The organism is Aeromonas sp. CA23 (genome assembly GCF_002587065.1).
Lineage (GTDB): Bacteria > Pseudomonadota > Gammaproteobacteria > Enterobacterales > Aeromonadaceae > Aeromonas > Aeromonas bestiarum.
In genome coordinates this window covers 2,922,544-2,948,437 of the sequence record NZ_CP023818.1, presented here as the reverse complement: position 1 = coordinate 2,948,437, position 25,894 = coordinate 2,922,544, and the positions used below count along the sequence as shown (strand labels likewise).

At 61.4% G+C, this 25,894-nt stretch carries 12 protein-coding genes; 6 read left to right on the top strand and 6 right to left on the bottom strand.

From position 1 onward, the window contains the following. The first annotated feature begins 9 nt into the window (after window positions 1-9). From CK910_RS13785 to CK910_RS13770, 4 genes are all read left to right on the top strand, one after another. Window positions 10-549, top strand: coding sequence for a hydrolase (locus CK910_RS13785; protein ID WP_098983686.1), 540 nt, complete (start codon window positions 10-12; stop codon window positions 547-549). Window positions 550-981: 432 nt separating this feature from the next. Then, window positions 982-2,859, top strand: coding sequence for a serine protease Asp (gene asp, locus CK910_RS13780; protein WP_043139345.1), 1,878 nt, complete (start codon window positions 982-984; stop codon window positions 2,857-2,859). A gap of 18 nt (window positions 2,860-2,877) precedes the next feature. Then, entirely contained in the window at window positions 2,878-3,339 is a 462-nt protein-coding gene (locus CK910_RS13775; protein ID WP_098983685.1) for a serine protease chaperone, read from the top strand. A 455-nt stretch (window positions 3,340-3,794) separates the two neighbouring features. Further along, the gene (locus tag CK910_RS13770) at window positions 3,795-6,176 is read left to right on the top strand and encodes a beta-glucosidase family protein (RefSeq protein WP_098983684.1); all 2,382 of its coding nucleotides are present in this window, start codon (window positions 3,795-3,797) and stop codon (window positions 6,174-6,176) included. A 103-nt stretch (window positions 6,177-6,279) separates the two neighbouring features. On the opposite strand, the gene CK910_RS13765 is transcribed toward CK910_RS13770, so the two are convergent. Together CK910_RS13765 and ppsA are read right to left on the bottom strand one after the other, a co-directional pair. Further along, on the bottom strand, window positions 6,280-7,257 hold the full coding sequence (locus CK910_RS13765) for an AraC family transcriptional regulator (protein WP_098983683.1): 978 nt from the start codon (window positions 7,255-7,257) through the stop codon (window positions 6,280-6,282). Window positions 7,258-7,611: 354 nt separating this feature from the next. Further along, window positions 7,612-9,990, bottom strand: coding sequence for a phosphoenolpyruvate synthase (gene ppsA, locus CK910_RS13760; RefSeq protein WP_065403933.1), 2,379 nt, complete (start codon window positions 9,988-9,990; stop codon window positions 7,612-7,614). A 320-nt stretch (window positions 9,991-10,310) separates the two neighbouring features. On the opposite strand from ppsA, the gene ppsR reads away from it, so the two are divergent. Next, window positions 10,311-11,123 (top strand): posphoenolpyruvate synthetase regulatory kinase/phosphorylase PpsR, encoded by an 813-nt coding sequence (gene ppsR / locus CK910_RS13755; protein ID WP_080741146.1) that lies wholly within the window; start codon window positions 10,311-10,313, stop codon window positions 11,121-11,123. A gap of 112 nt (window positions 11,124-11,235) precedes the next feature. On the opposite strand, the gene CK910_RS13750 is transcribed toward ppsR, so the two are convergent. After that, window positions 11,236-11,529, bottom strand: a complete 294-nt coding sequence (locus tag CK910_RS13750; RefSeq protein ID WP_042866082.1) for a hypothetical protein — start codon at window positions 11,527-11,529, stop codon at window positions 11,236-11,238. 361 nt (window positions 11,530-11,890) lie between these two features. Between CK910_RS13750 and CK910_RS13745 the strand changes: the two genes are divergently transcribed. Then, window positions 11,891-13,267, top strand: coding sequence for an amino acid permease (locus tag CK910_RS13745; RefSeq protein WP_042866081.1), 1,377 nt, complete (start codon window positions 11,891-11,893; stop codon window positions 13,265-13,267). A gap of 269 nt (window positions 13,268-13,536) precedes the next feature. Here the strand turns inward: CK910_RS13745 and CK910_RS13740 are convergent, their stop codons facing one another. The 3 genes from CK910_RS13740 to CK910_RS24380 all read right to left on the bottom strand — a co-directional run bounded on the left by CK910_RS13740 (window position 13,537) and on the right by CK910_RS24380 (window position 25,672). Beyond that, window positions 13,537-14,244: an SIMPL domain-containing protein gene (locus CK910_RS13740; RefSeq protein WP_042866080.1), complete on the bottom strand. Its 708-nt coding sequence runs from the start codon at window positions 14,242-14,244 to the stop codon at window positions 13,537-13,539. Window positions 14,245-14,300: 56 nt separating this feature from the next. Next, window positions 14,301-14,858 carry a hypothetical protein gene (locus tag CK910_RS13735; protein WP_098983681.1) on the bottom strand — a complete coding sequence of 186 codons (558 nt, stop codon included), beginning with the start codon at window positions 14,856-14,858 and terminating at the stop codon, window positions 14,301-14,303. Window positions 14,859-14,944: 86 nt separating this feature from the next. Next, complete coding sequence (locus tag CK910_RS24380) at window positions 14,945-25,672, bottom strand: beta strand repeat-containing protein (RefSeq protein ID WP_253852890.1); 10,728 nt, start codon at window positions 25,670-25,672, stop codon at window positions 14,945-14,947. Window positions 25,673-25,894 lie beyond the last annotated feature (222 nt).

Sequence of the window (25,894 nt, the reverse complement as noted above, 5' to 3'; positions counted from 1 at the left end):
GGAGCCATCATGTTGACCGTCTCTACCACAGGCCTGCTGGTCGTCGATATTCAGGGCAAGCTGGCACGGCTCGTCGAGGGAAGCCCTGCCCTGATTGCCAACAGCGCACGGCTGGTACAAGGGGCCCAGGCACTGGGCTTGCCGGTTGTCTGGCTGGAACAAAATCCGGACAAGCTGGGGCCGACTGTGCCCGAGCTGCAGCCGCTGCAAAGCGGCGCCCCCGTGCTGGCCAAGTTCAGCTTCGGCGCGCTGGGGGAGCCGGCAGTGGCCGCCACGCTGGCCCGGACGGGCAGGCGTCACTGGCTGGTGTGCGGCATAGAGGCCCATATCTGCGTTTACCAGACTGTGCTGGGACTGCTCGACAGCGGCGCCCATGTCTCCCTGGTGGTGGATGCGGTGTCGTCCCGCAGCGCCGTCAACCGCGACTTGGCCATCGCTCAGCTGGCCGCCCGTGGCGCGCGGCTCACCTCGGTGGAGATGTGCCTCTATGAGCTGCTGGGGGATTGCCGTCATCCGGCGTTTCGCCCGATCCTGGCCTTGATCAAATAACGGCCGGCCACTCTCGGCCAATTCCTCACATAAACACGGCGCCACTGGCGCCGTTTTCATTGCCGCCTGGCGCAAAAACCGCCTCCCGGCATGGCAGGCTTGCCGGCCACATAACGCCCGCTTGGGTATGTGTCATATCTGGTCAGGGCCAGCCCAACGCGCCTGCCTCGGCACTGCCGCAGCCAGGGTGAACGGCGAGTTAATAACATCTTGATCTATAAAGACAAAGATCAACAGCCTCCAACTGAGAAAAGTTCTCAATACAACATATAAAGGGATTCGCCGGAACCCCCATATGGTTGAAAACCGGTTTGTAATGGGATTTTTTTGAGCCTTATCTCAGATCAGAAATGAGCGCTTTTTGGCTCTGTTTTTCCCGTGTATAGATGCCAGTCGCACCCAGGACGGTGCGATATAAGATGGAGTTTATTAATGAGAAAAACATCGTTGGCGTTGGCAATCTCGGCCCTGCTCTCGGCCCTGCCTATCGCTTCAGTTCAGGCTAATGAGAGTTGCACCCCACTCACCGGCAAAGAGGCCGGACTCGATACCGGTCGCAGCAGCGCAGTCCGTTGTCTGCCCGGCATCAACCCCCTGCAGGACCAGCAGTGGCACCTGCTCAACAGCGGCCAGAATGCCTTCAGCCCCCGCGGCGGCGTGGCGGGCAATGACCTCAACCTCTGGTGGGCACACCGCACCGAGGTATTGGGTCAGGGCATCAACGTGGCCGTGGTGGACGATGGCATGGCCATAGCGCACCCGGATCTGGCCGACAACGTGCGCCCCGGCTCCAAAAACGTGGTGACCGGCAGCAGCGATCCCACCCCGACCGATCCGGACAGTGCCCACGGCACCTCGGTATCCGGCATCATAGCCGCGGTGGACAACACCATAGGCACCCTGGGGGTGGCCCCCCGCGCCCAGTTGCAGGGCTTCAACCTGCTCGATGACAACAGCCAGCAGTTGCAGAAGGATTGGCTCTACGCCCTTGGTGGCAATGCCGTCACCGCAGACAACCGGGTCTTCAACCAGAGCTACGGCATGAGCCTGGTCGATCCAGAAGGGGCCAACGGGCTGGATCAGGTGCAGCTCGATCGCCTGTTCGAGCAACAGACCCAGCAGGCGCAGGGGGCGGCCTATATCAAGGCGGCGGGCAACGGCTTCAACCGGATTGCCTCCGGCAACTATGTGCTCAACCGCACCGGCAACCTGCCCAAGCTGCCGTTCGAGAACAGCAACATAGATCCCTCCAACAGCAACTTCTGGAACCTGGTAGTGAGCGCCATCAACGCGGACGGGGTGCGTTCTTCCTACTCCAGCGTCGGCAGCAACGTCTTCCTGAGCGCCCCCGGCGGGGAATACGGCACGGATGCGCCCGCCATGGTGACCACGGATCTGCCCGGCTGCGACATGGGGTACAACCGGGTGGACGATCCCAGCACCAACCGGTTGCACAACAACCCGCAACTGGATGCCAGCTGCGACTACAACGGCGTGATGAACGGCACCTCCTCGGCCACCCCGAACACCACAGGCGCCATGGCGCTGCTGATGTCCGCCTATCCGGACTTGTCGGTGCGGGATCTGCGCGACCTGCTGGCCCGCAACGCCACCCGGCTCGACGCCAATCAGGGGCCCGTGCAGATAAGTTACACGGCCGCCAACGGTCAGCGCCGCCAGGTGACGGGTCTGGAGGGGTGGGAGCGCAACGCGGCCGGCCTCTGGTACAGCCCGACCTATGGTTTCGGCCTGGTGGATGTGAACAAGACCCTGGCCAGCGCCGCCAGCCATGATCCGCTGCCGCCACTGGTGCAGTTGCCCTGGCAGAAGGTGACGGTCCGGGATCGCGCCGTCGGCGCCATCCCGGACGTGGGCAGCAGCCCGACCCGCTCCAGCACGCAGGTCGATCAGCCATTGACGGTCGAGGCCGTGCAGGTGATGGTGAGCCTGGATCACCAGCGGCTGCCCGACCTGCTGATCGAACTGGTCTCGCCATCCGGCACCCGCAGCGTGCTGCTCAACCCCAACAACAGCCTGGTGGGACAATCCCTCGACCGGCAGCAGCTGGGCTATGTGCGCACCAAGGGGCTGCGTGACATGCGCATGCTCTCCCACAAGTTCTACGGCGAACCGGCCCAGGGCGAGTGGCGCCTGGAGGTGACCGACGTGGCCAATGGCAGCCGCCAGGTCTCGCTGCTCGATCGCAGAACCAACACCCGCAGCACCCTGACCGAGCGCAACAATAGCCAGCCGGGTCAACTGCTCGACTGGTCCCTGCGGGTTCTCGGTCACGACGCAGCCCGTTCCTGATCACAGAGGAGTCATAACATGAAACACAGCTTACTCAGCCTTGCCCTGGCAAGCCTGCTGGCCTCGGTCTGCGTACACGCAACGGCCGACGAATCGGTGGTGATCGATGGCAAGCAGTACAACACCGTAGAGGTGAATGGAAAGACCTACCTGACGCCGGATAACGGCAGCAAGAAACGGGTCGCCCGCAGCCTGGATGGCAAGGTGCCACAACAGACCCTGCGCAGCGGCGACGTCCTGCTGCAAGGGGTCGCCAGCCCTAAGCTGACCGTCAGCGGCACCCTGCTGGTGGAGGCCGATGACAATCAGGCCAAGGCGCTGGCGGACCGCCACGGCCTGCAGTTCAAGCAGAGCAGCGGTGGCATCGCCCTGCTGCAGGCCAAGCCAGGCACGGATCTGAACGCCATCGCCACCCAGCTCAAGCAGCAAGGGGTCAGGGTGCAGATCGAACTGGCCGGTGCACTGAAACAGCCAAAGTGAGCAAACCCTTGCGCTGACAAGCGCGAGGTATCTTGCACACGCCGAGGGGGCCGCTGGCCCCCTCTCTTCTGCCCGAGCGTCTGCGCCCCGCATCTCAGGGCAAATCGCACCCCAAGCCTGACCGCCCTGTTGCCGCCATCCGCAATGGTGGGTCATCCAGCCTCCCCTTTCCCCTCCCTGCCGCGCAGCCTGTGATGCGACCCCTGTCACAACTTGGCACCCTTGCTCCCAACTGCACATTTCTCGCTCCGCCAAGGCAAGGCGCAGCCAGCCCAACTTGCTAACCTGCCTGCGGCTCCGGCCATGGTTGCCCCCTTGCACATGCACCCTGGCCCACCCTGAGCCGTCATCGATATCCATGGGAACCCGCCATCAGAGCGGCCGCCCGGCCCGATCACCTGCCGGTGTCGATATCGCACTTGCCTTTTTATTCAGACAGTTACGAGGAAGTCTTCATGCCTATCACGACAAAAATGAAAGCGGTTTCACTCGGCGTCAGCCTGGCGCTGGCCGGGCTGCTGGTTGGCTGCAACCAGAACGATTCGGATCCCCTGGTAAAAGACGACGCCTATTACCGCGGCCAGGCCGAAGCCATGGTGGCCAAGCTCACCCTGGACGAGAAGCTGAGCCTGCTCTCCGGCCCAGGGTATGGCAGCGCCAACGGCGCCATCAACGTCAAGCAGGATGTCGCCGGGGTAGCGGGCTACATCAACGGGGTGGCGCGCAGTGCCGACGGCATCGACATTCCGGCCCTGAAACTGGCCGACGGCCCGGCGGGCCTGCGGATCAGCGCCAACCGCGACGGCGACAGCGCCACCTATTACGCCACCGCCTGGCCCATCGGCTCCCTGCTCGCCTCCAGCTGGGACGTCAACCTGGTCAAGTCCGTCGGGGAAGCCATGGGGGACGAGGTGCGCCAGTACGGGGTCGACATCCTGCTGGCCCCCGGCATGAACATTCAGCGCAACCCGCTCAATGGCCGCAACTTCGAGTACTACTCGGAAGACCCGCTGCTCACCGGCAAGATAGGCGCCGCCATGGTCAACGGGGTGGAGAGCAATGGGGTGGGCACCACCATCAAGCACTACTTTGGCAACAACTCTGAGACCAACCGCAACCAGATCAACGACATAGGTGAGCCGAGAACCTTCCGTGAAATCTATCTGCGCGGCTTCCAGATCGCGGTGGACGAGGCCCAGCCCTGGGCCGTGATGACCTCCTACAACAAGGTCAACGGCACCTATGTCAACGAGCGCAAGGACGCGGTGACCGATGTGCTGCGCGGTGAGTGGCAATTCGATGGCCTGGTGATGTCCGACTGGTTTGCCGGCGATGTGGCCAACAACGCCTACAAGCAGGTGCTGGCGGGGCAGGATTTGATCGAACCTGGCAACGTCAAGGAACAGCTGCAGCAATCCATCGAGCAGGGGGATCTCGACGAGGCCAAGGTGACCGAGGCCGCCATCCATATCCTGACCCAGGCGATGAAGAGCCCCTCCTACAACCAGCTGGCCGTCAGCAACAGCCCGGATCTGGCCGCCCACGCCAAACTGGCTCGCCAGGCCGGGGCCGAGAGCATGGTGCTGCTGCGCAACGAAGCCAGCGCCCTGCCCATAGCCGCGACCAGCAAGGTGGCCAGCTTTGGCATCAACCAGATCAACACCTACAAGGGGGGCACCGGCAGCGGGGATGTGAACGCCGCCAGCACCACCACCATAGCCCAGGGGCTGGCCAGCCGTTTCCCGGTCAACGGGGCGCTGCAGGCTTACTACGGCGATTTTTATGAGGCCAACAAGGTCTATCACGAGGGGCAATTCGGCGCCAAGGGCTACTACACCTGCGACGAGGCCGCCGTCAGCCCGGCCCTCGCCAGCCTGATCACCACGGCCGCCAGCGAGCAGGAGGTTGCCGTCATCAGCCTGGGTCGTCAGGCCGGTGAGGGAGCGGATCGCACCGACAGCAAGGGCGACTACCTGCTCGGCGACGATGAAATCGCCCTCATCGACGCGGTGAGCAGCGCCTTCCACGCCCAGGGCAAGAAGGTGGTGGTGGTGCTCAACGTCAACGGCGTCATCGACACAGCCCAGTGGAGCCACAAGGTGGATGCCATACTGCTGGCCTACATGGCGGGGCAGGAAACCGGCCATGCGGTCGCGGATGTGCTGTCGGGGGCGGTCAACCCCAGTGGCAAGCTGGCCCAGAGCTTCCCGCTCAGCTACGCCAGCGTGCCCTCCGCCGGCACCTTCCCGGGTGAGGATACCGACGGGGACGGCGAGCCGGACGATCTCTACTACAACGAGGGGATCTACGTGGGCTACCGCTACTACAGCACCTTCGACAAGGCGGTTTCCTACCCGTTCGGCTTTGGTCTCTCCTACACCAGCTTCGGCTACACCAGCCCCGCCATCGCCAACAATACCCTGGCCAAGGGCGCGGCCGGCAGTCTGGTGCTGACGGCCACCATCACCAACACGGGCGCCGTGGCGGGCAAGGAGGCGGCCCAGGTCTATGTCAGCGCCCCCGAGGTCAAACTGCAAAAACCGACCATAGAGCTCAAGGCCTTTGCCAAGACCAAACAGCTGGCACCGGGCGCCAGCGAGCAGCTGAGCTTCACCATTCCGGCCAGCATACTCGCCAGCTTCGATGAGGCCAGCAACCAGTGGATAGTGGAACCGGGCAGCTACAGCGCCTACATCAGCCCCTCTTCCGATGTCTCCGCCACCACGCCGGTCAGCTTCACCGTGAGCAAGGAGATAGTGGTGAGCAGCACGACCCCGGGCGCCCTGGCCCTGCCCAGCGGCGTGGATGCCGCCACAGTCACCACAGTGACAAAATAAGCGAGCCCAGGTAAGAAATGAAGGTGATGGGGGGAGCGCCAGGGGGCGCCCCCCTTTGTTGCCTTCAGCCTTGACGGGATCAGGCGCAGGTCTGGTCCCGTTATTATTGGCGGGTATTGCGATAGGCCAGCGGGGTCATATTGGTATTGGCCTTGAAGAAACGATTGAAGGCACTCTGGGAGGAAAAACCCACCAGATCGCTGATATTTTGCAACGGTTGCTCTCCCTCTCCCAATAAACGGCAGGCCTCCATCATCTTGACCCGTTTCAAGATGGCGGAGAAGCTGCTGCCCTCCCCCTGCAATTTTCGGTTCAGGGTCCAGCGGCTGATATTCATGGCCGAACAGACATCCTTGAGTAAATGGTCATCGCTCTCCATGACACCACCGCGGATTTTATGGCGGATCATGTCCGCCACCAGATTGGCAAAGGGCACCCGCTCATCGATATCGCTGCAAATATGCGCGAGCTGACTTGTCTGCAGGCGGCAAAGCGGCCCGTTGTAGCTATCGGCGCGGCTATCCAGCAGGGCATTGTCTATGGTCAGGGTGTTGCCCGGCTGATCCCAGCGGCAGTGGGTACCAAAGAAGTGATCCAGCTGGCGGTGATGGGCCGGCGGCTTGCCGACGAACCCCACAGAGACGCCAAGGCCGGGAGCATAGACCCGCAGGATCCGGTAGAGGATGACGAAATTGGGGATGGCCTGACTCGCGCCCAGGGCGGCAGGTCCTTGATTGATATACTCATATTGGCTAAACAGCGCCCCTCTTCGCACCACAAAATCGTCGCAGTTGCCGATGACGGTGCGATAGGCCAGCAGGGCTTCGATGGCGGCGCGAGGGGACGGCTGGTTCAGGCAGAGGCTGATGAGCGCCGGATAGTGCTGGTAAAGCTCGGCGATATCGTAAGACAGTATGCCCTCGTGAAAGCCGCTCAGATGCCGCTGCATCAGGCCCAGCATGCGGTAATGGCTATGGGCCAGGATCCGGCCATGCTCACGATGAATATCGAATGGCGTCAGACCGGCAGCCATCAGGATGGCATCCGTATCTCCCCCTTGCTGCTGACAGGCCGTCAGCATTCTTCTGATCACTTGATTTGATACGCTCTGTGACATCTGCCTACCCTGGCCATATTAATAACAAACAACATATTTATTGATAAATAGAACGCGAGCGGAACCTGTTTATCCCGCCTTGCTCTACATGACGTGAATATAGTGATCCGCCCACTTCGTCATGACATGGCAGGCTTATTATGGGGTGGTGATGAAGTGAACAGATGTAACGGAGTGTAAAACCAAGATCTGGCGCGCCTATTTTGAGCAGGAATAAAAATATCCCGGACAAATAATGCCATCGGGTTTATTGCGCGATAAAAATGGCGCCCTGCGGGGGCGCCATTTTTATTATTCGCAGGCAGGAACCGACGAGGATCAGCCAGCCTTGTGCTGCTCGGCCAGATAGAGCCAGGTATCGACCACGGTATCCGGGTTGAGGGACACTGAGTCTATGCCCTGCTCGACCAGCCAGGCGGCGAAGTCCGGGTGATCGGATGGCCCCTGGCCACAGATGCCGACATACTTGCCCGCCTTGCGCGCGGCCTGGATGGCCATCGACAGCAGCGCCTTGACCGCCTCGTTGCGCTCGTCGAACAGGTGGGCGATGAGGCCCGAGTCCCGGTCCAGTCCGAGTGCGAGCTGGGTCATGTCGTTGGAGCCGATGGAGAAGCCATCCACGTGCTGCAGGAACTGATCCGCCAGCAGGGCGTTGGAGGGGATCTCGCACATCATGATCACCTTGAGCCCCCGCTCGCCACGGCGCAGTCCGTTCTCGGCCAGGATGTCGATCACCTGCTCCACTTCACCCACGGTGCGCACGAAGGGGATCATCACCTCGACGTTGGTCAGCCCCATGACGTCACGCACCCGCTTGATGGCCTCGCATTCGAGGGCAAAACAGGGACGGAAGCTGTCGGCTATGTAGCGGGATGCGCCACGAAAGCCGATCATGGGGTTCTCTTCGTGAGGCTCGTAGCCACGGCCGCCCACCAGGTTGGCGTACTCGTTGGACTTGAAGTCCGACATCCGCACTATGACCCGCTCCGGCCAGAAGGCCGCGCCCAGGGTGGCGATCCCTTCCGTCAGCTTGGCCACGTAGAACTCACGGGGGCTGTCGTAACCCGCGATCATCTTGCGGATGGTGGCCTGCAGTTCAGGGTTCTGCTGGTCGAACTCCAGCAGGGCCTTGGGGTGCACGCCAATCATGCGGTTGATGATGAATTCGAGCCGCGCCAGCCCCACACCGGCATTGGGCAACTGGGCAAAATCAAACGCCCGGTCCGGATTGCCGACGTTCATCATGATCTTGATGGGCAGGCGCGGCATGTTGCCCACCTCGGTGACCGCCACATCGAAATCGAGTTCGCCGTCATAGATGAAGCCGGTATCCCCTTCCGCGCAGGAGACGGTAATGAGCTGACCCGGGGCAATATGATCGGTGGCGTTGCCGCAACCTACCACGGCCGGAATACCCAGCTCGCGGGCTATGATGGCGGCGTGACAGGTGCGCCCGCCACGGTTGGTGACGATGGCTGAGGCCCGCTTCATGATGGGCTCCCAATCCGGATCCGTCATATCGGTGACCAGCACATCGCCGGGCTGTACCTCGTCCATCTGGCTGATGGAGGAGATGACCCGCGCCGGGCCCGCGCCAATCTTGTGGCCGATGGCACGGCCCTCGATCAGCACCTTGCCCGCCTGTTTGAGGGCAAAACGTTCGAGCGTGTTGGCCTCCTGGCGGCTGCGCACCGTCTCGGGACGAGCCTGCACTATGTAGAGCTGACCATCCTGCCCATCCTTGGCCCACTCGATATCCATGGGGCGACCATAGTGCTGCTCTATGATGAGCGCTTGTTTCGCCAGCGCCATCACTTCCTCATCCGTGATGCAGAAGCGGCTGCGCTCGGCCTCATCGGTGTCGACTATTTTCACCTGACGGCCGTGACCGGCATCGCCTGAGTAGGTCATTTTGATAAGTTTGGAGCCGAGGGTCTTGCGCACCACGGCAGGACGCCCGCCCCTGAGGGTTGGTTTGTGCACATAAAACTCGTCCGGGTTGACGGCACCCTGCACCACCATCTCGCCCAGGCCTTGGGCACCCGTGATGAAGACAACGTCATTGAAACCCGACTCGGTATCCAGGGTGAACATGACACCGGAGGCGGCCAGATCCGAGCGCACCATGCGCTGCACCCCGGCCGAGAGCGCCACGCCCTTGTGGTCATACCCTTGATGCACCCGGTAGGAGATGGCGCGATCGTTGAACAGTGAAGCAAACACATGCTTGACGGCAATCATGACAGAGTCTATGCCGCGTACGTTGAGGAAGGTCTCCTGCTGACCGGCAAAGGAAGCGTCCGGCATATCCTCGGCGGTGGCGGAGGAGCGCACCGCGAAAGAGGCATCCAGACCCGCACTCAGCTTGTCGTAGGCGGCGCAGATCGCCTGCTCCAGTGCAGGCTGGAACGGGGCATCGATCACCCAGTCACGGATCTGCTGACCGGCCCGGTTGAGGGCGGCTATGTCGTCCACATCCAGGGTATCGAGCAGATCATGGATCTTGCCGTTGAGGCCGCTTAACTCCAGAAACTCGTTAAACGCAAAGGCCGTGGTCGCAAAGCCGCCCGGCACGGATACGCCGGCACCAGAGAGGTTGCTGATCATCTCGCCAAGGGATGCGTTCTTGCCGCCAACTCGTTCTACATCTTGCATTCCGAGTTGTTCGTACCAGAGTACGTACTGTTGCACTTGCATGTCTCCAGGTTGGTGGGCTCGGGTGCCAGGGCACCTTCTGCGCCAAATTATGTGCGTGAGTTATATGCGTTATTGTCTGTTTCTACTGTTGCCAACGACCATGAAAACGTTTTCTACTTGTTGTCAAAAAAATCCCCGAGCAAGATTTGGGGATGGCCGAATGACACAGACATTCTACAATGCCAACACAAAAAGGTAACGACTCAGGTTTGCAAGCCACTTCACAACTTGGGCACAGCAGATCGGTTGACAAAATCGGTATGGTTTCGAGAGATACTGACTGCTCGCAACCTCGCCAACCCGTACCACAGGAGCGCATCGTGCACACCGTATTCTATGTATCCGACGGCACCGCCATCACGGCCGAGGTGTTCGGCCACGCCGTCTTGAGCCAGTTTCCGCTGGTGTTTGAGCAAGTCACCATCCCCTTCGTGGAGACCCAGGAAAAAGCCAGGCAGGTGCGGGCCCGCATCGACGAGCAATTCCGCCAGACCGGGATACGCCCCATATTGTTTCACACCATAGTCGACCCCCTGGTACGGGAAGAGGTGCTCAAGGCCCAGGCCAGCAGCCACGACTTTCTCAACACCTTCGTCAGCCCGCTGGAACAGGAACTGGGGGTCAAGGCCGAACCCAGACTGCATCGCACTCACGGCATGGAGAATCGCAAGCTCTATGACGATCGCATCGAGGCAGTGAACTTCGCGCTGGCCAATGACGACGGCATCACCACCAAGGAGTATGAGGAGGCGGACATCATCCTCATCGGGGTCTCCCGCTGCGGCAAGACCCCGACCAGCCTCTATCTGGCGCTGCAATTTGGCATCCGGGCCGCCAACTACCCCTTCATCGAGCAGGACATGGGCACGCTGGACTTGCCGAGCGCCCTCAAGGCCAACCGCCACAAACTGTTCGGCCTCACCATAGCGCCGCAGCGGTTGCACGAGATCCGCAACCAGCGCCGCGCCAACAGCCGCTATTCATCGCTGGAGCAGTGCGAGCAGGAGCTGGCGAGCGTGGAGCGGCTGTTTCGCCAAGAGGCGATCCGCTTCCTCGATACCAGCTCTCATTCGGTGGAGGAGATAAGCGCGAAAATTCTGGAGGCAACCGGCATGCGCCGTCAGCTCTATTGAACCGGGCTGGGGTCCGGAGCTGAGCCCGGCATGGTCCATGGGCGACAGACGAGCAGGAGTGACAGGCAGAAATGAAAACCGAGCCAGATGCGGCCGCATCTGGCTCGGTTTTTTATGATTGGCGGGAACGGGAGGCTGTGCTGTTCAACTCCTTGTTGTTCATCAGCATGGCATAGAAGTTGAGCACGCCATGACGCCGGCGCACCCGTTCGGTCAACCAGAGCGCTGGCAGCAAACCAACTGCGCCAGCTGTCAGCAGCACGGTTCGAAAGTGCATCACCAGATAGTCATCACCCTGCACCGCCCAGACCAGCATGCATCCCGCCGCCATGGTCAGCAACAAGGGAGAGAGCCAGACAGTCAACCAAAGCACGACGGCCAGCAGGCTGCCAATAATACGTTGCATGAATCACATCCTTTTTACGGAGGAGGCTTCATAAAACAGGAATCCACCAAAGAGTCAACTGAACAGCATTCGATTGTTCACAATGCAGCCAGCCACTCCTCTTTTTGTATTTAGAGTCCTGAAAAACCTGCTTGATGCCGAAAAAACCGGCGAATGATGAGGAAAACAGGTGCGTGGACGACCGATTATCACTATTCTGCTTCCGTTGGTAGCCGCCACAAAAAACAACAAGCGGCCTACTGTAACGAAATAAATACGGATTTCGTCACGTTTCAAGCACGCTTTGCCGTGCAAGGTCACATGGAGTGACTCGACGGGCGAGATGACAGACGAGTGACATCAGAGACGTAAGGAAGGAAGAATGGATCTTCAACAAGACGGCGAGGAGCTGAAGCGCGGCCTGAAAAACCGCCATATCCAGCTCATCGCATTGGGCGGTGCCATAGGTACCGGCCTGTTTCTCGGCATTGCCCAGACCATCAAGATGGCGGGTCCCTCAGTGCTGCTCGGCTATGCCATCGGCGGCTTTATCGCCTTCCTCATCATGCGCCAGCTGGGCGAAATGGTGGTGGAAGAGCCGGTAGCAGGCTCGTTCAGCCACTTTGCCTACAAATACTGGGGTGACTTCGCCGGTTTCGCCTCCGGCTGGAACTACTGGGTACTCTACGTACTGGTGAGCATGGCCGAGCTGACGGCGGTCGGCATCTATGTCCAGTACTGGTGGCCCGAGATCCCGACCTGGATGTCGGCTGCCGTCTTCTTCGTGCTGATCAACGCCATCAACCTCTCCAACGTCAAGGCGTTCGGCGAGATGGAGTTCTGGTTTGCCATCATCAAGGTGGTCGCCATCGTCGGCATGATTGGTTTTGGCGGCTACCTGCTCGCCAGCGGCAACGGTGGACCGGATGCCAGCATCACCAACCTGTGGGACCAGGGCGGTTTCTTCCCCAACGGCATCAGTGGTCTGGTGATGGCGATGGCGGTGATCATGTTCTCGTTCGGCGGTCTTGAGCTGGTGGGGATCACGGCCGCAGAGGCGGATGACCCCGAGAAGAGCATTCCCAAGGCCACCAATCAGGTTATCTACCGCATCCTCATTTTCTACATTGGTGCCCTGGCCGTGCTGATGTCCCTCTACCCCTGGGGCAAGGTCGTGGAAGGCGGCAGCCCCTTCGTGATGATCTTCCACGCGCTGGACAGCAACCTGGTGGCGACCGTGCTCAACATGGTGGTGCTAACCGCCGCCTTGTCGGTCTACAACAGCTGCGTCTACTGCAACAGCCGCATGCTGTTCGGTCTGGCCAAGCAGGGCAACGGCCCGCGCAGCCTGCTCAAGACCAACAAGAGCGGTGTGCCCGTGGTGGCCATCTCCGTCTCCGCCGCAGCAACCCTCTTGTGCGTGCTGATCAACTACCTGATGCCGGGCAAGGCGTTCGAGCTGCTGATGGCGCTGGTGGTCTCGGCCCTGGTCATCAACTGGGCCATGATAAGCCTCGCGCACCTGAAGTTTCGCAAGAGCAAACAGGCCGAAGGGGTTGAGCCCAAGTTCAAGGCATTCTGGTACCCGTTCGGTAACTACCTCTGCCTTGCCTTCATGGCAGGTATCCTGGTCATCATGTACCTGACTCCGGGCATCCAGATCTCGGTGTTACTCATTCCGGTCTGGATCGTCGTGCTTGCCATCGGCTATCAGCTCAAACAGAAGCGTCGTGCACGGGTTGCCGCCAACCTGGGTTGATCCGCGCCACCTCGTTACGCCATCAGATGCCGGTCACCGACCGGCATCTTTCTGTCCGTAATCTGCACTCGCGGGCACCAAAGCGTCGGGCCGGGCACCGCGCCACCCGTCTTTGCGTCATATAGATCCGGATCCGGCCAGCCACATCATCATCTGGTTGCCGCGCTCTCGCCTGCACACTCAAGTCCCGCTTGCCAGGTAGAAACGACAAGCCCGAGGGGATGAGCCTCGGGCCTGGGATAGATCGACAAGGCCGGATGGCCAACGCCTTATTCCAGCAGGAAGACGGCTTCCACGTTGTCTGTGATGCTGATCTGCTGCTGTTGATAGCTGTTTTCCATCATGTCGGCGGCAGGTGCAGCCATGGCGGCCGCCTTGAGTGCACGGCTATAGATGGGCATGGGGGTGTTGTTGCGGTACTCGACACTGTAAACCTTGCCAAGCTTCATGCCGAACGCCTTGGCCAGGGATTCCGCCTTGGTCTTGGCATCTTCCACCGCACCGACACGCGCCTGCTCCTTGATGGTCTGCGGCGACTTGAGGCCGTACTCTATCTGGGATACAGACTCAAGACCCGCCTTGAGGGCGGTATCCATCAGCTCGCTCAGCTTGTCGAGCTGGTAGAGTTTGACCGCGAGTTGACGCTGGGCACGGTAGCCCACCAGTTCCGGCTTCTTGTTCTGCGGATACTGATACTCGGGGGAGATCACCAAGTTACCCGCCTCCACGTCACTGCGCTTGATGCCCAACCCTTCCAGTTGGCCAAAAAAGGCTGCAACCTTGCCATCCACCTGCTGCTTGGCCTTGATGCCCTGTTTTTCCAGCGCAGTCACCGACACATTGAGGGTCAGCATATCGGGTTCGGCCTTCTGCTCGGCATAGCCACTCACCACCAGATGCGGAGCTTGTGGTACTTCAAGCGCGAATAACGGGGCACTGACGACCAGAGCAGAAAGGGTAAGAAGGGGACGCCACATAGAAAAAAACCTCAGTCAATTAGAGTGAGGTCATTATGCCCGTGGCCCAATGGGATTCATATATCGTGCAATGGCGGTATCTGATCCAGCACCTGATTGGTCATGTCGATGTTGATGCTGATCTCGTTGCCCATCAGCCCTTGATGGCTGGTCGCCATCGGTATGACGCTGCGGGAACCGAGCACGACGTCATCATCAAAATGGAAGGAATCCCACGACAGAACGTGTCCTTGCGGCGGGATCACCGGGTCTGCCAGCGTGGATGTTATGAGTGGAACACAGTCGATGCTGTCGGAGTGCATGAGCAGATCCTGCAGACAGGTATCGCTCAAACTCTGCAGCGAATACTCCTGCTCGCCCTGATCATGCCCAACCAGCACCACCATATGAGGTGGCTCTGCATCTACTGCCGGCGTGAAGGCAATGGTCGCGGCCGCGAAGTCCACATTGAGGGAACCCGCTACTTCGCCATCTTGGCTTTCAAGATCCAGTGCATCGATCCGATCACCTGCCATCGTGGCCTGATAGCCAAACTGGCCGGTGCAGGTAATGCTGCCCTGCCCATCCCAGCTATAGCGAATGCCATCGATATCGACCCAATTGAATGACTGCATGGTGACCCTCTCCTGTACTGCCGCTATCTTAGCCGCCCCCTCAGTCAAAAAACAGGGGCCAGGCATAGCCCGGCCCCATCACCCGATTACGGATCAACCTTGAGGTTGCCTTGATCCAGCAAGTCTTGAATGATCTGTTGATCTGTTCTTGTTCCTCCAAGGGTAAGGTCCACGTTATCAAAGAAGATGGTATGGGTTGTAGACCCACTGCTCGAGCCATCCAGGTCGATCGTCAGAGTAGACTTATTGCTACCTGGACCGGATGCAAAGTTGAAATACTGATCCAATGTCGCTGTATTTGTATGTTCCCCGCTCAGCAAATCGCTCAGATCCAGCACATCGCCATTAGCTCCCGTGGTGAAATCCTTGATGGTATCAATACCACCGGCATCACCCGACATCCACTTGAAGGTATCCTTACCTGCTCCCCCTGTCATGGTGTCACTGCCAGAGCCACCGATCAGCATGTCGTCACCGCCACCACCACTCAGGATATCATTGCCAGCAAGACCACTGAGGACGTTGGCACTGCCATCACCTGTCAGAGAGTCGTTAAACATGGAGCCAATCAGGTTTTCCATGTTGCTCAAGCTGTCCATTCCTGCACCACCGGTAGCCTGGTTGTTACCATTCACAATGACCGAGACTCCTGCAGAACTATCAAGGTAGCTCGCCGTATCATTGCCATTGCCACCATTCAGGGTGTCATTACCCACGCCACCGACAAGAATATCGTTGCCCTCCCCGCCATTCAGGCTATCGTTGCCTGCTCCCCCAAGCAGGATATCGTTGCCAGCATTTCCGTTGAGCGTGTCATTCCCGGAACCACCAATCAGGATTTCGTCAAGATAACTCCCCGTGAGGGTAGAGCCATTCTGCACATCTACGAATACCTTGGCCGGATCAGCAGTCGTATTGTTGGTGTAGTTGAATGAACCATCATAGATATTGGGTGTTGCACTACCAGATGTGTCATCAAACACTACAGAACCCACACCATCTGTCACCGTGCCGCCAACTGCACCAGATACACCTGTGATTGCCTGGGTGGCAGCCAGTGGCCCAGTGTCATTGGCAAGCAGTGCCCAATCAGGAATAGTCGAGGGATCTTGATTGGTAATGACAAAATCATCACGTACCACAGTAGGTCCGATGGCTGGATTGATAATGAGAGACAGGGTACTTGAGGCTGTATCTCCATCATGATCAATCACGTTGTAGCCAAACACCTGGCTTATCCCGCCCGACGGAATTACCGATGGGGGAGTAAAGGTATAGACACCATTGTCCATATCAACCTTCAGGATGCCGCCAGCAACCGAGATAGACCATTCGTTGGTCGTCGTGTTGAATGTTCCCGCTGAGGTACCACCAGTAACACTAGAACTGTCTGTTTTCTGGTCGTAATGATAGGTGACGCCTGCGACAGTAATAGAACCAATCCATCCTCCATCACCACCGGCACTTGCGGTTAACCCCCCGTTGAGCAATACCCCGGATAATGGCGGAGCCACAACAGTGCTCAGCAACGTGGCAGCCAGCTGACTGAAGTCCGTCACAATAATAGACGTTGTGTTCACCTCACTGACTCCGTTATAGGCTATGGGATCCAGTGCCGAGGCGGTTGAGCCACTTCCCATACCGAGAGCAAACGAGTTGATGTCATTCGCCTTCAGGAAATCAGCCCAGTCTTTTGCCTCTCCGGTGAGAGTGGTTCCGTCACCATCAATACCATCCCCGCCACCCAAGCTATTGTTGCCATCGGGTACTGTGGCGGAGCTACCGCTCAGAGCATTGTCATTAGGCTCGCCATCAGACATGAAGTAAGAGACATTCTGAGCATTGGAGAGCTTGCCTGTGTCACCGAATGCTTTGATCGCCTCGTTAAGTGCATCGTCATAGTTTGTTGAATCTGTCGATACCAGACCAAGGATAATTGCCTTGGCTGTATCCACATTGACCCACACACCAGTCGGGTTGGTTGCTGAAGTAGCAAATGTGATGATATTGACCATGACATTGCCATAAGCACTGTACTTGTCGAGCAACTCCAATGCTGATTTCTGCATGACTTGCATTCGAGTCATGCCTTGATAACCGGATTCATAATCCATGCTGCCGGAAATATCGAGGATCAACATCAGGTTGGTATTTTGAGCCTGAGTTGCTTGACCCGCATTAGTTGCAGGGCTTGCTGTCGGCACGTCGTCCTCGAAGTGGATGTTGCCACCCAGATCCGCACTCACCGTGCCGGTCGCGGTGTCGTTGTCGCCATCCACCACCGTCACCGTTGCACTCAGCAACACCTTGCCACTGGCCAGGCTGATGAGGTTGTTGTCGTTGCTGTTGTCCACGTCCTCCGGCAGATGATCCAGCTCCGCCGACTGGGTCAACGTCACGGTACCATTGCTCGCCACGCTGATGCGGAACACCTCCCCGGCCGTGGTCGAACCGACGATGTCGCTGCCCACCTTGGTCAGGGTGATGGCCAGCCCGTTGCTGGTCAGCCCGCTGTTGCTGTCGGTCACGCTCAGGCTGTAACTGCCCACTGTGGTGGTGCCCGGACCGTCCGCGCCATAACTCGGCACCGCCGCTGCCAGGAACGCCGCCGCAAAGCTGCCGGTCGCCGTGTCACTGGCCGACCCGATGGTCTGCGCATCCTGGGTGGTAAGTACGATGCTGCCGTCCGCCACCGCGTTGATGGTGACACTCGGCACGTCGTCCTCGAAGTGGATGTTGCCACCCAGATCCGCACTCACCGTGCCGGTCGCGGTGTCGTTGTCACCATCCACCACCGTCACCGCTGCACTCAGCAGCACCTTGCCATTGGCCAGGCTGATGAGGTTGTTGTCGTTGCTGTTGTCCACGTCCTCCGGCAGATGATCCAGCTCCGCCGACTGGGTCAGCGTCACGGTACCATTGCTCGCCACGCTGATGCGGAACACCTCCCCGGCCGTGGTCGAACCGACGATGTCGCTGCCCACCTTGGTCAGGGTGATGGCCAGCCCGTTGCTGGTCAGCCCGCTGTTGCTGTCGGTCACGCTCAGGCTGTAACTGCCCACTGTGGTGGTGCCCGGACCGTCCGCGCCATAACTCGGCACCGCCGCTGCCAGGAACGCCGCCGCAAAGCTGCCGGTCGCCGTGTCACTGGCCGACCCGATGGTCTGCGCATCCTGGGTGGTAAGTACGATGCTGCCGTCCGCCACCGCGTTGATGGTGACACTCGGCACGTCGTCCTCGAAGTGGATGTTGCCACCCAGATCCGCACTCACCGTGCCGGTCGCGGTGTCGTTGTCGCCATCCACCACCGTCACCGTTGCACTCAGCAGCACCTTGCCATTGGCCAGGCTGATGAGGTTGTTGTCATTGCTGTTATCCACGTCCTCCGGCAGATGATCCAGCTCCGCCGACTGGGTCAGCGTCACGGTACCATTGCTCGCCACGCTGATGCGGAACACCTCCCCGGCCGTGGTCGAACCGACGATGTCGCTGCCCATCTTGGTCAGGGTGATGGCCAGCCCGTTGCTGGTCAGCCCGCTGTTGCTGTCGGTCACGCTCAGGCTGTAACTGCCCACTGTGGTGGTGCCCGGACCGTCCGCGCCATAACTCGGCACCGCCGCTGCCAGGAACGCCGCCGCAAAGCTGCCGGTCGCCGTATCACTGGCCGACCCGATGGTCTGCGCATCCTGGGTGGTCAGTACGATGCTGCCGTCCGCCACCGCGTTGATGGTGACACTCGGCACGTCGTCCTCGAAGTGGATGTTGCCACCCAGATCCGCACTCACCGTGCCGGTCGCGGTGTCGTTGTCACCATCCACCACCGTCACCGCTGCACTCAGCAGCACCTTGCCATTGGCCAAGCTGATGAGGTTGTTGTCATTGCTGTTGTCCACGTCCTCCGGCAGATGATCCAGCTCCGCCGACTGGGTCAACGTCACGGTACCATTGCTCGCCACGCTGATGCGGAACACCTCCCCGGCCGTGGTCGAACCGACAATGTCGCTGCCCACCTTGGTCAGGGTGATGGCCAGCCCGTTGCTGGTCAGCCCGCTGTTGCTGTCGGTCACGCTCAGGCTGTAACTGCCCACCGTGGTGGTGCCCGGACCGTCCGCGCCATAGCTCGGCACCGCCGCTGCCAGGAACGCCGCCGCAAAGCTGCCGGTCGCCGTGTCACTGGCCGACCCGATGGTCTGCGCATCCTGGGTGGTCAGGGTGATGCTGCCGTCCGCCACCGCGTTGATGGTGACACTCGGCACGTCGTCCTCGAAGCGGATGTTGCCACCCAGATCCGCACTCACCGTGCCGGTCGCGGTGTCGTTGTCGCCATCCACCACCGTCACCGTTGCACTCAGCAACACCTTGCCACTGGCCAGGCTGATGAGGTTGTTGTCGTTGCTGTTGTCCACGTCCTCCGGCAGATGATCCAGCTCCGCCGACTGGGTCAACGTCACGGTACCATTGCTCGCCACGCTGATGCGGAACACCTCCCCGGCCGTGGTCGAACCGACAATGTCGCTGCCCACCTTGGTCAGGGTGATGGCCAGCCCGTTGCTGGTCAGCCCGCTGTTGCTGTCGGTCACGCTCAGGCTGTAACTGCCCACCGTGGTGGTGCCCGGACCGTCCGCGCCATAGCTCGGCACCGCCGCTGCCAGGAACGCCGCCGCAAAGCTGCCGGTCGCCGTGTCACTGGCCGACCCGATGGTCTGCGCATCCTGGGTGGTCAGGGTGATGCTGCCGTCCGCCACCGCGTTGATGGTGACACTCGGCACGTCGTCCTCGAAGCGGATGTTGCCACCCAGATCCGCACTCACCGTGCCGGTCGCGGTGTCGTTGTCGCCATCCACCACCGTCACCGTTGCACTCAGCAACACCTTGCCACTGGCCAGGCTGATGAGGTTGTTGTCGTTGCTGTTATCCACGTCCTCCGGCAGATGATCCAGCTCCGCCGACTGGGTCAGCGTCACGGTACCATTGCTCGCCACGCTGATGCGGAACACCTCCCCGGCCGTGGTCGAACCGACGATGTCGCTGCCCACCTTGGTCAGGGTGATGGCCAGCCCGTTGCTGGTCAGCCCGCTGTTGCTGTCGGTCACGCTCAGGCTGTAACTGCCCACTGTGGTGGTGCCCGGACCGTCCGCGCCATAACTCGGCACCGCCGCTGCCAGGAACGCCGCCGCAAAGCTGCCGGTCGCCGTGTCACTGGCCGACCCGATGGTCTGCGCATCCTGGGTGGTAAGTACGATGCTGCCGTCCGCCACCGCGTTGATGGTGACGCTCGGGCCGTCATCTTCAAACCGGAATACCCCGCCAGTGCCCACATCAATGGCGGCACTGGCGCTGTCGCCATCCGCGTCCGTCACGGTTTGCACCAGGGTCAGTACCCCGCTGCCCAGGCTCAGCGCCACGCTGTCATCCGCATTGCCGCTGTCGCCGTGCCAGACGTTGTCCAACAGGGCCAGCGTCACTTCCCCGGTGCTCGGGTTGATGGTCAGGGTGAAGTAATCCACTCCACCGGCACTGCCGGTGATGACGTTGCCCACCTGGTTCAGCACGATGGCCTCGCCCTGTCCATCGGGAGCCTGCGGATCTACCGCAAACAGGCCGCTGACCACGTTGCTCCCCGTGAGCGCCAGGCTGTAACCAATCGTGCCCGCCCCATCGGCCCCGAAGGCCGGGTTGAACTGGGCCTGCACGCTGGCAGCACTCAGGCTGGCACTGGCCACCCCGTCGTTGCCCGCCCCACCCAGGCTAACCAGGCTTTCGTCCACGCTGGCACCCAGGCTCGGCGCTTCCACCGCCAGCCCGGCACTCGGACCGTCATCTTCAAACTGGAAGACCCCGCCAGTACCCACATCAATGGCGGCACTGGCGCTGTCACCATCCGCGTCCGTCACGGTTTGCACCAGGGTCAGTACCCCGCTGCCCAGGCTCAGCGCCACGCTGTCATCCGCATTGCCGCTGTCGCCGTGCCAGACGTTGTCCAGCAGGGCCAGCGTCACTTCCCCGGTGCTCGGGTTGATGGTCAGGGTGAAGTAATCCACCCCACCGGCACTGCCGGTGATAACGTTGCCCACCTGGTTCAGCACGATGGCCTCGCCCTGTCCATCGGGAGCCTGCGGATCTACCGCAAACAGGCCGCTGACCACGTTGCTCCCCGTGAGCGCCAGGCTGTAACCAATCGTGCCCGCCCCATCGGCCCCGAAGGCCGGGTTGAACTGGGCCTGCACGCTGGCAGCACTCAGGCTGGCACTGGCCACCCCGTCGTTGCCCGCCCCACCCAGGCTAACCAGGCTTTCGTCCACGCTGGCACCCAGGCTCGGCGCTTCCACCGCCAGCCCGGCACTCGGACCGTCATCTTCAAACTGGAAGACCCCGCCAGTGCCCACATCAATGGCGGCACTGGCGCTGTCGCCATCCGCGTCCGTCACGGTTTGCACCAGGGTCAGTACCCCGCTGCCCAGGCTCAGCGCCACGCTGTCATCCGCATTGCCGCTGTCGCCGTGCCAGACGTTGTCCAACAGGGCCAGCGTCACTTCCCCGGTGCTCGGGTTGATGGTCAGGGTGAAGTAATCCACTCCACCGGCACTGCCGGTGATGACGTTGCCCACCTGGTTCAGCACGATGGCCTCGCCCTGTCCATCGGGAGCCTGCGGATCTACCGCAAACAGGCCGCTGACCACGTTGCTCCCCGTGAGCGCCAGGCTGTAACCAATCGTGCCCGCCCCATCGGCCCCGAAGGCCGGGTTGAACTGGGCCTGCACGCTGGCAGCACTCAGGCTGGCACTGGCCACCCCGTCGTTGCCCGCCCCACCCAGGCTAACCAGGCTTTCGTCCACGCTGGCACCCAGGCTCGGCGCTTCCACCGCCAGCCCGGCACTCGGACCGTCATCTTCAAACTGGAAGACCCCGCCAGTACCCACATCAATGGCGGCACTGGCGCTGTCACCATCCGCGTCCGTCACGGTTTGCACCAGGGTCAGTACCCCGCTGCCCAGGCTCAGCGCCACGCTGTCATCCGCATTGCCGCTGTCGCCGTGCCAGACGTTGTCCAGCAGGGCCAGCGTCACTTCCCCGGTGCTCGGGTTGATGGTCAGGGTGAAGTAATCCACCCCACCGGCACTGCCGGTGATAACGTTGCCCACCTGGTTCAGCACGATGGCCTCGCCCTGTCCATCGGGAGCCTGCGGATCTACCGCAAACAGGCCGCTGACCACGTTGCTCCCCGTGAGCGCCAGGCTGTAACCAATCGTGCCCGCCCCATCGGCCCCGAAGGCCGGGTTGAACTGGGCCTGCACGCTGGCAGCACTCAGGCTGGCACTGGCCACCCCGTCGTTGCCCGCCCCACCCAGGCTAACCAGGCTTTCGTCCACGCTGGCACCCAGGCTCGGCGCTTCCACCGCCAGCCCGGCACTCGGACCGTCATCTTCAAACTGGAAGACCCCGCCAGTGCCCACATCAATGGTGGCACTGGCGCTGTCGCCATCCGCGTCCGTCACGGTTTGCACCAGGGTCAGTACCCCGCTGCCCAGGCTCAGCGCCACGCTGTCATCCGCATTGCCGCTGTCGCCGTGCCAGACGTTGTCCAGCAGGGCCAGCGTCACTTCCCCGGTGCTCGGGTTGATGGTCAGGGTGAAGTAATCCACCCCACCGGCACTGCCGGTGATGACGTTGCCCACCTGGTTCAGCACGATGGCCTCGCCCTGTCCATCGGGAGCCTGCGGATCTACCGCAAACAGGCCGCTGACCACGTTGCTCCCCGTGAGCGCCAGGCTGTAACCAATCGTGCCCGCCCCATCGGCCCCGAAGGCCGGGTTGAACTGGGCCTGCACGCTGGCAGCACTCAGGCTGGCACTGGCCACCCCGTCGTTGCCCGCCCCACCCAGGCTAACCAGGCTTTCGTCCACGCTGGCACCCAGGCTCGGCGCTTCCACCGCCAGCCCGGCACTCGGACCGTCATCTTCAAACTGGAAGACCCCGCCAGTGCCCACATCAATGGCGGCACTGGCGCTGTCGCCATCCGCGTCCGTCACGGTTTGCACCAGGGTCAGTACCCCGCTGCCCAGGCTCAGCGCCACGCTGTCATCCGCATTGCCGCTGTCGCCGTGCCAGACGTTGTCCAACAGGGCCAGCGTCACTTCCCCGGTGCTCGGGTTGATGGTCAGGGTGAAGTAATCCACTCCACCGGCACTGCCGGTGATGACGTTGCCCACCTGGTTCAGCACGATGGCCTCGCCCTGTCCATCGGGAGCCTGCGGATCTACCGCAAACAGGCCGCTGACCACGTTGCTCCCCGTGAGCGCCAGGCTGTAACCAATCGTGCCCGCCCCATCGGCCCCGAAGGCCGGGTTGAACTGGGCCTGCACGCTGGCAGCACTCAGGCTGGCACTGGCCACCCCGTCGTTGCCCGCCCCACCCAGGCTAACCAGGCTTTCGTCCACGCTGGCACCCAGGCTCGGCGCTTCCACCGCCAGCCCGGCACTCGGACCGTCATCTTCAAACTGGAAGACCCCGCCAGTGCCCACATCAATGGTGGCACTGGCGCTGTCGCCATCCGCGTCCGTCACGGTTTGCACCAGGGTCAGTACCCCGCTGCCCAGGCTCAGCGCCACGCTGTCATCCGCATTGCCGCTGTCGCCGTGCCAGACGTTGTCCAGCAGGGCCAGCGTCACTTCCCCGGTGCTCGGGTTGATGGTCAGGGTGAAGTAATCCACCCCACCGGCACTGCCGGTGATAACGTTGCCCACCTGGTTCAGCACGATGGCCTCGCCCTGTCCATCGGGAGCCTGCGGATCTACCGCAAACAGGCCGCTGACCACGTTGCTCCCCGTGAGCGCCAGGCTGTAACCAATCGTGCCCGCCCCATCGGCCCCGAAGGCCGGGTTGAACTGGGCCTGCACGCTGGCAGCACTCAGGCTGGCACTGGCCACCCCGTCGTTGCCCGCCCCACCCAGGCTAACCAGGCTTTCGTCCACGCTGGCACCCAGGCTCGGCGCTTCCACCGCCAGCCCGGCACTCGGACCGTCATCTTCAAACTGGAAGACCCCGCCAGTGCCCACATCAATGGCGGCACTGGCGCTGTCGCCATCCGCGTCCGTCACGGTTTGCACCAGGGTCAGTACCCCGCTGCCCAGGCTCAGCGCCACGCTGTCATCCGCATTGCCGCTGTCGCCGTGCCAGACGTTGTCCAACAGGGCCAGCGTCACTTCCCCGGTGCTCGGGTTGATGGTCAGGGTGAAGTAATCCACCCCACCGGCACTGCCGGTGATAACGTTGCCCACCTGGTTCAGCACGATGGCCTCGCCCTGTCCATCGGGAGCCTGCGGATCTACCGCAAACAGGCCGCTGACCACGTTGCTCCCCGTGAGCGCCAGGCTGTAACCAATCGTGCCCGCCCCATCGGCCCCGAAGGCCGGGTTGAACTGGGCCTGCACGCTGGCAGCACTCAGGCTGGCACTGGCCACCCCGTCGTTGCCCGCCCCACCCAGGCTAACCAGGCTTTCGTCCACGCTGGCACCCAGGCTCGGCGCTTCCACCGCCAGCCCGGCACTCGGACCGTCATCTTCAAACTGGAAGACCCCGCCAGTGCCCACATCAATGGCGGCACTGGCGCTGTCGCCATCCGCGTCCGTCACGGTTTGCACCAGGGTCAGTACCCCGCTGCCCAGGCTCAGCGCCACGCTGTCATCCGCATTGCCGCTGTCGCCGTGCCAGACGTTGTCCAACAGGGCCAGCGTCACTTCCCCGGTGCTCGGGTTGATGGTCAGGGTGAAGTAATCCACTCCACCGGCACTGCCGGTGATGACGTTGCCCACCTGGTTCAGCACGATGGCCTCGCCCTGTCCATCGGGAGCCTGCGGATCTACCGCAAACAGGCCGCTGACCACGTTGCTCCCCGTGAGCGCCAGGCTGTAACCAATCGTGCCCGCCCCATCGGCCCCGAAGGCCGGGTTGAACTGGGCCTGCACGCTGGCAGCACTCAGGCTGGCACTGGCCACCCCGTCGTTGCCCGCCCCACCCAGGCTAACCAGGCTTTCGTCCACGCTGGCACCCAGGCTCGGCGCTTCCACCGCCAGCCCGGCACTCGGACCGTCATCTTCAAACTGGAAGACCCCGCCAGTGCCCACATCAATGGTGGCACTGGCGCTGTCGCCATCCGCGTCCGTCACGGTTTGCACCAGGGTCAGTACCCCGCTGCCCAGGCTCAGCGCCACGCTGTCATCCGCATTGCCGCTGTCGCCGTGCCAGACGTTGTCCAGCAGGGCCAGCGTCACTTCCCCGGTGCTCGGGTTGATGGTCAGGGTGAAGTAATCCACCCCACCGGCACTGCCGGTGATAACGTTGCCCACCTGGTTCAGCACGATGGCCTCGCCCTGTCCATCGGGAGCCTGCGGATCTACCGCAAACAGGCCGCTGACCACGTTGCTCCCCGTGAGCGCCAGGCTGTAACCAATCGTGCCCGCCCCATCGGCCCCGAAGGCCGGGTTGAACTGGGCCTGCACGCTGGCAGCACTCAGGCTGGCACTGGCCACCCCGTCGTTGCCCGCCCCACCCAGACTGACCAGGCTTTCGTCCACGAACACACTGCCCACACCTTCAGATCCAGAGGTGAGCGTGACGCTCGGTACATCATCCAAGATCACCACATCCAGACTGCCACTGGTACTATCGCCATCGGTGTCCACCAGTACCACACCGAAACTCTCACCCAGAGCCGCATCATTGACAGGCTTGGTATGATTTTCATTGTCACTCAGGGTGTAGCTGTAATTAACGCTGCCTAACCCGGTGACCGGGTTGTAATTAATGCCGGTCACTACCAGCTGATTACCCAGTGGGCTGGTAATCGCCTGAGGGAACACCGTAATAGCTTGCCCATTACTGATCAGAGTGACACCGCCCAGAGTCAAACTCTGTACACCATCTGCCGCATTGAAGGTAAACACGCCACTTTGTGTAAGAGCGGTTGCATTCGGGTTGCTGCCATCTGCCAATGCAGCTTCATTTAGCGTCAGCTCACCGCCTTCCAGCTGCAAACC

Coding starts and splice junctions, on each gene's coding strand:
- CK910_RS13785 (WP_098983686.1), top strand. CDS start 10: ATGTTGACCGTCTCTACCACAGGCCTGCTGGTCGTCGATATTCAGGGC.
- asp (WP_043139345.1), top strand. CDS start 982: ATGAGAAAAACATCGTTGGCGTTGGCAATCTCGGCCCTGCTCTCGGCC.
- CK910_RS13775 (WP_098983685.1), top strand. CDS start 2,878: ATGAAACACAGCTTACTCAGCCTTGCCCTGGCAAGCCTGCTGGCCTCG.
- CK910_RS13770 (WP_098983684.1), top strand. CDS start 3,795: ATGCCTATCACGACAAAAATGAAAGCGGTTTCACTCGGCGTCAGCCTG.
- CK910_RS13765 (WP_098983683.1), bottom strand. CDS start 7,257: ATGCTGACGGCCTGTCAGCAGCAAGGGGGAGATACGGATGCCATCCTG.
- ppsA (WP_065403933.1), bottom strand. CDS start 9,990: ATGCAAGTGCAACAGTACGTACTCTGGTACGAACAACTCGGAATGCAA.
- CK910_RS13750 (WP_042866082.1), bottom strand. CDS start 11,529: ATGCAACGTATTATTGGCAGCCTGCTGGCCGTCGTGCTTTGGTTGACT.
- CK910_RS13745 (WP_042866081.1), top strand. CDS start 11,891: ATGGATCTTCAACAAGACGGCGAGGAGCTGAAGCGCGGCCTGAAAAAC.
- CK910_RS13740 (WP_042866080.1), bottom strand. CDS start 14,244: ATGTGGCGTCCCCTTCTTACCCTTTCTGCTCTGGTCGTCAGTGCCCCG.
- CK910_RS13735 (WP_098983681.1), bottom strand. CDS start 14,858: ATGCAGTCATTCAATTGGGTCGATATCGATGGCATTCGCTATAGCTGG.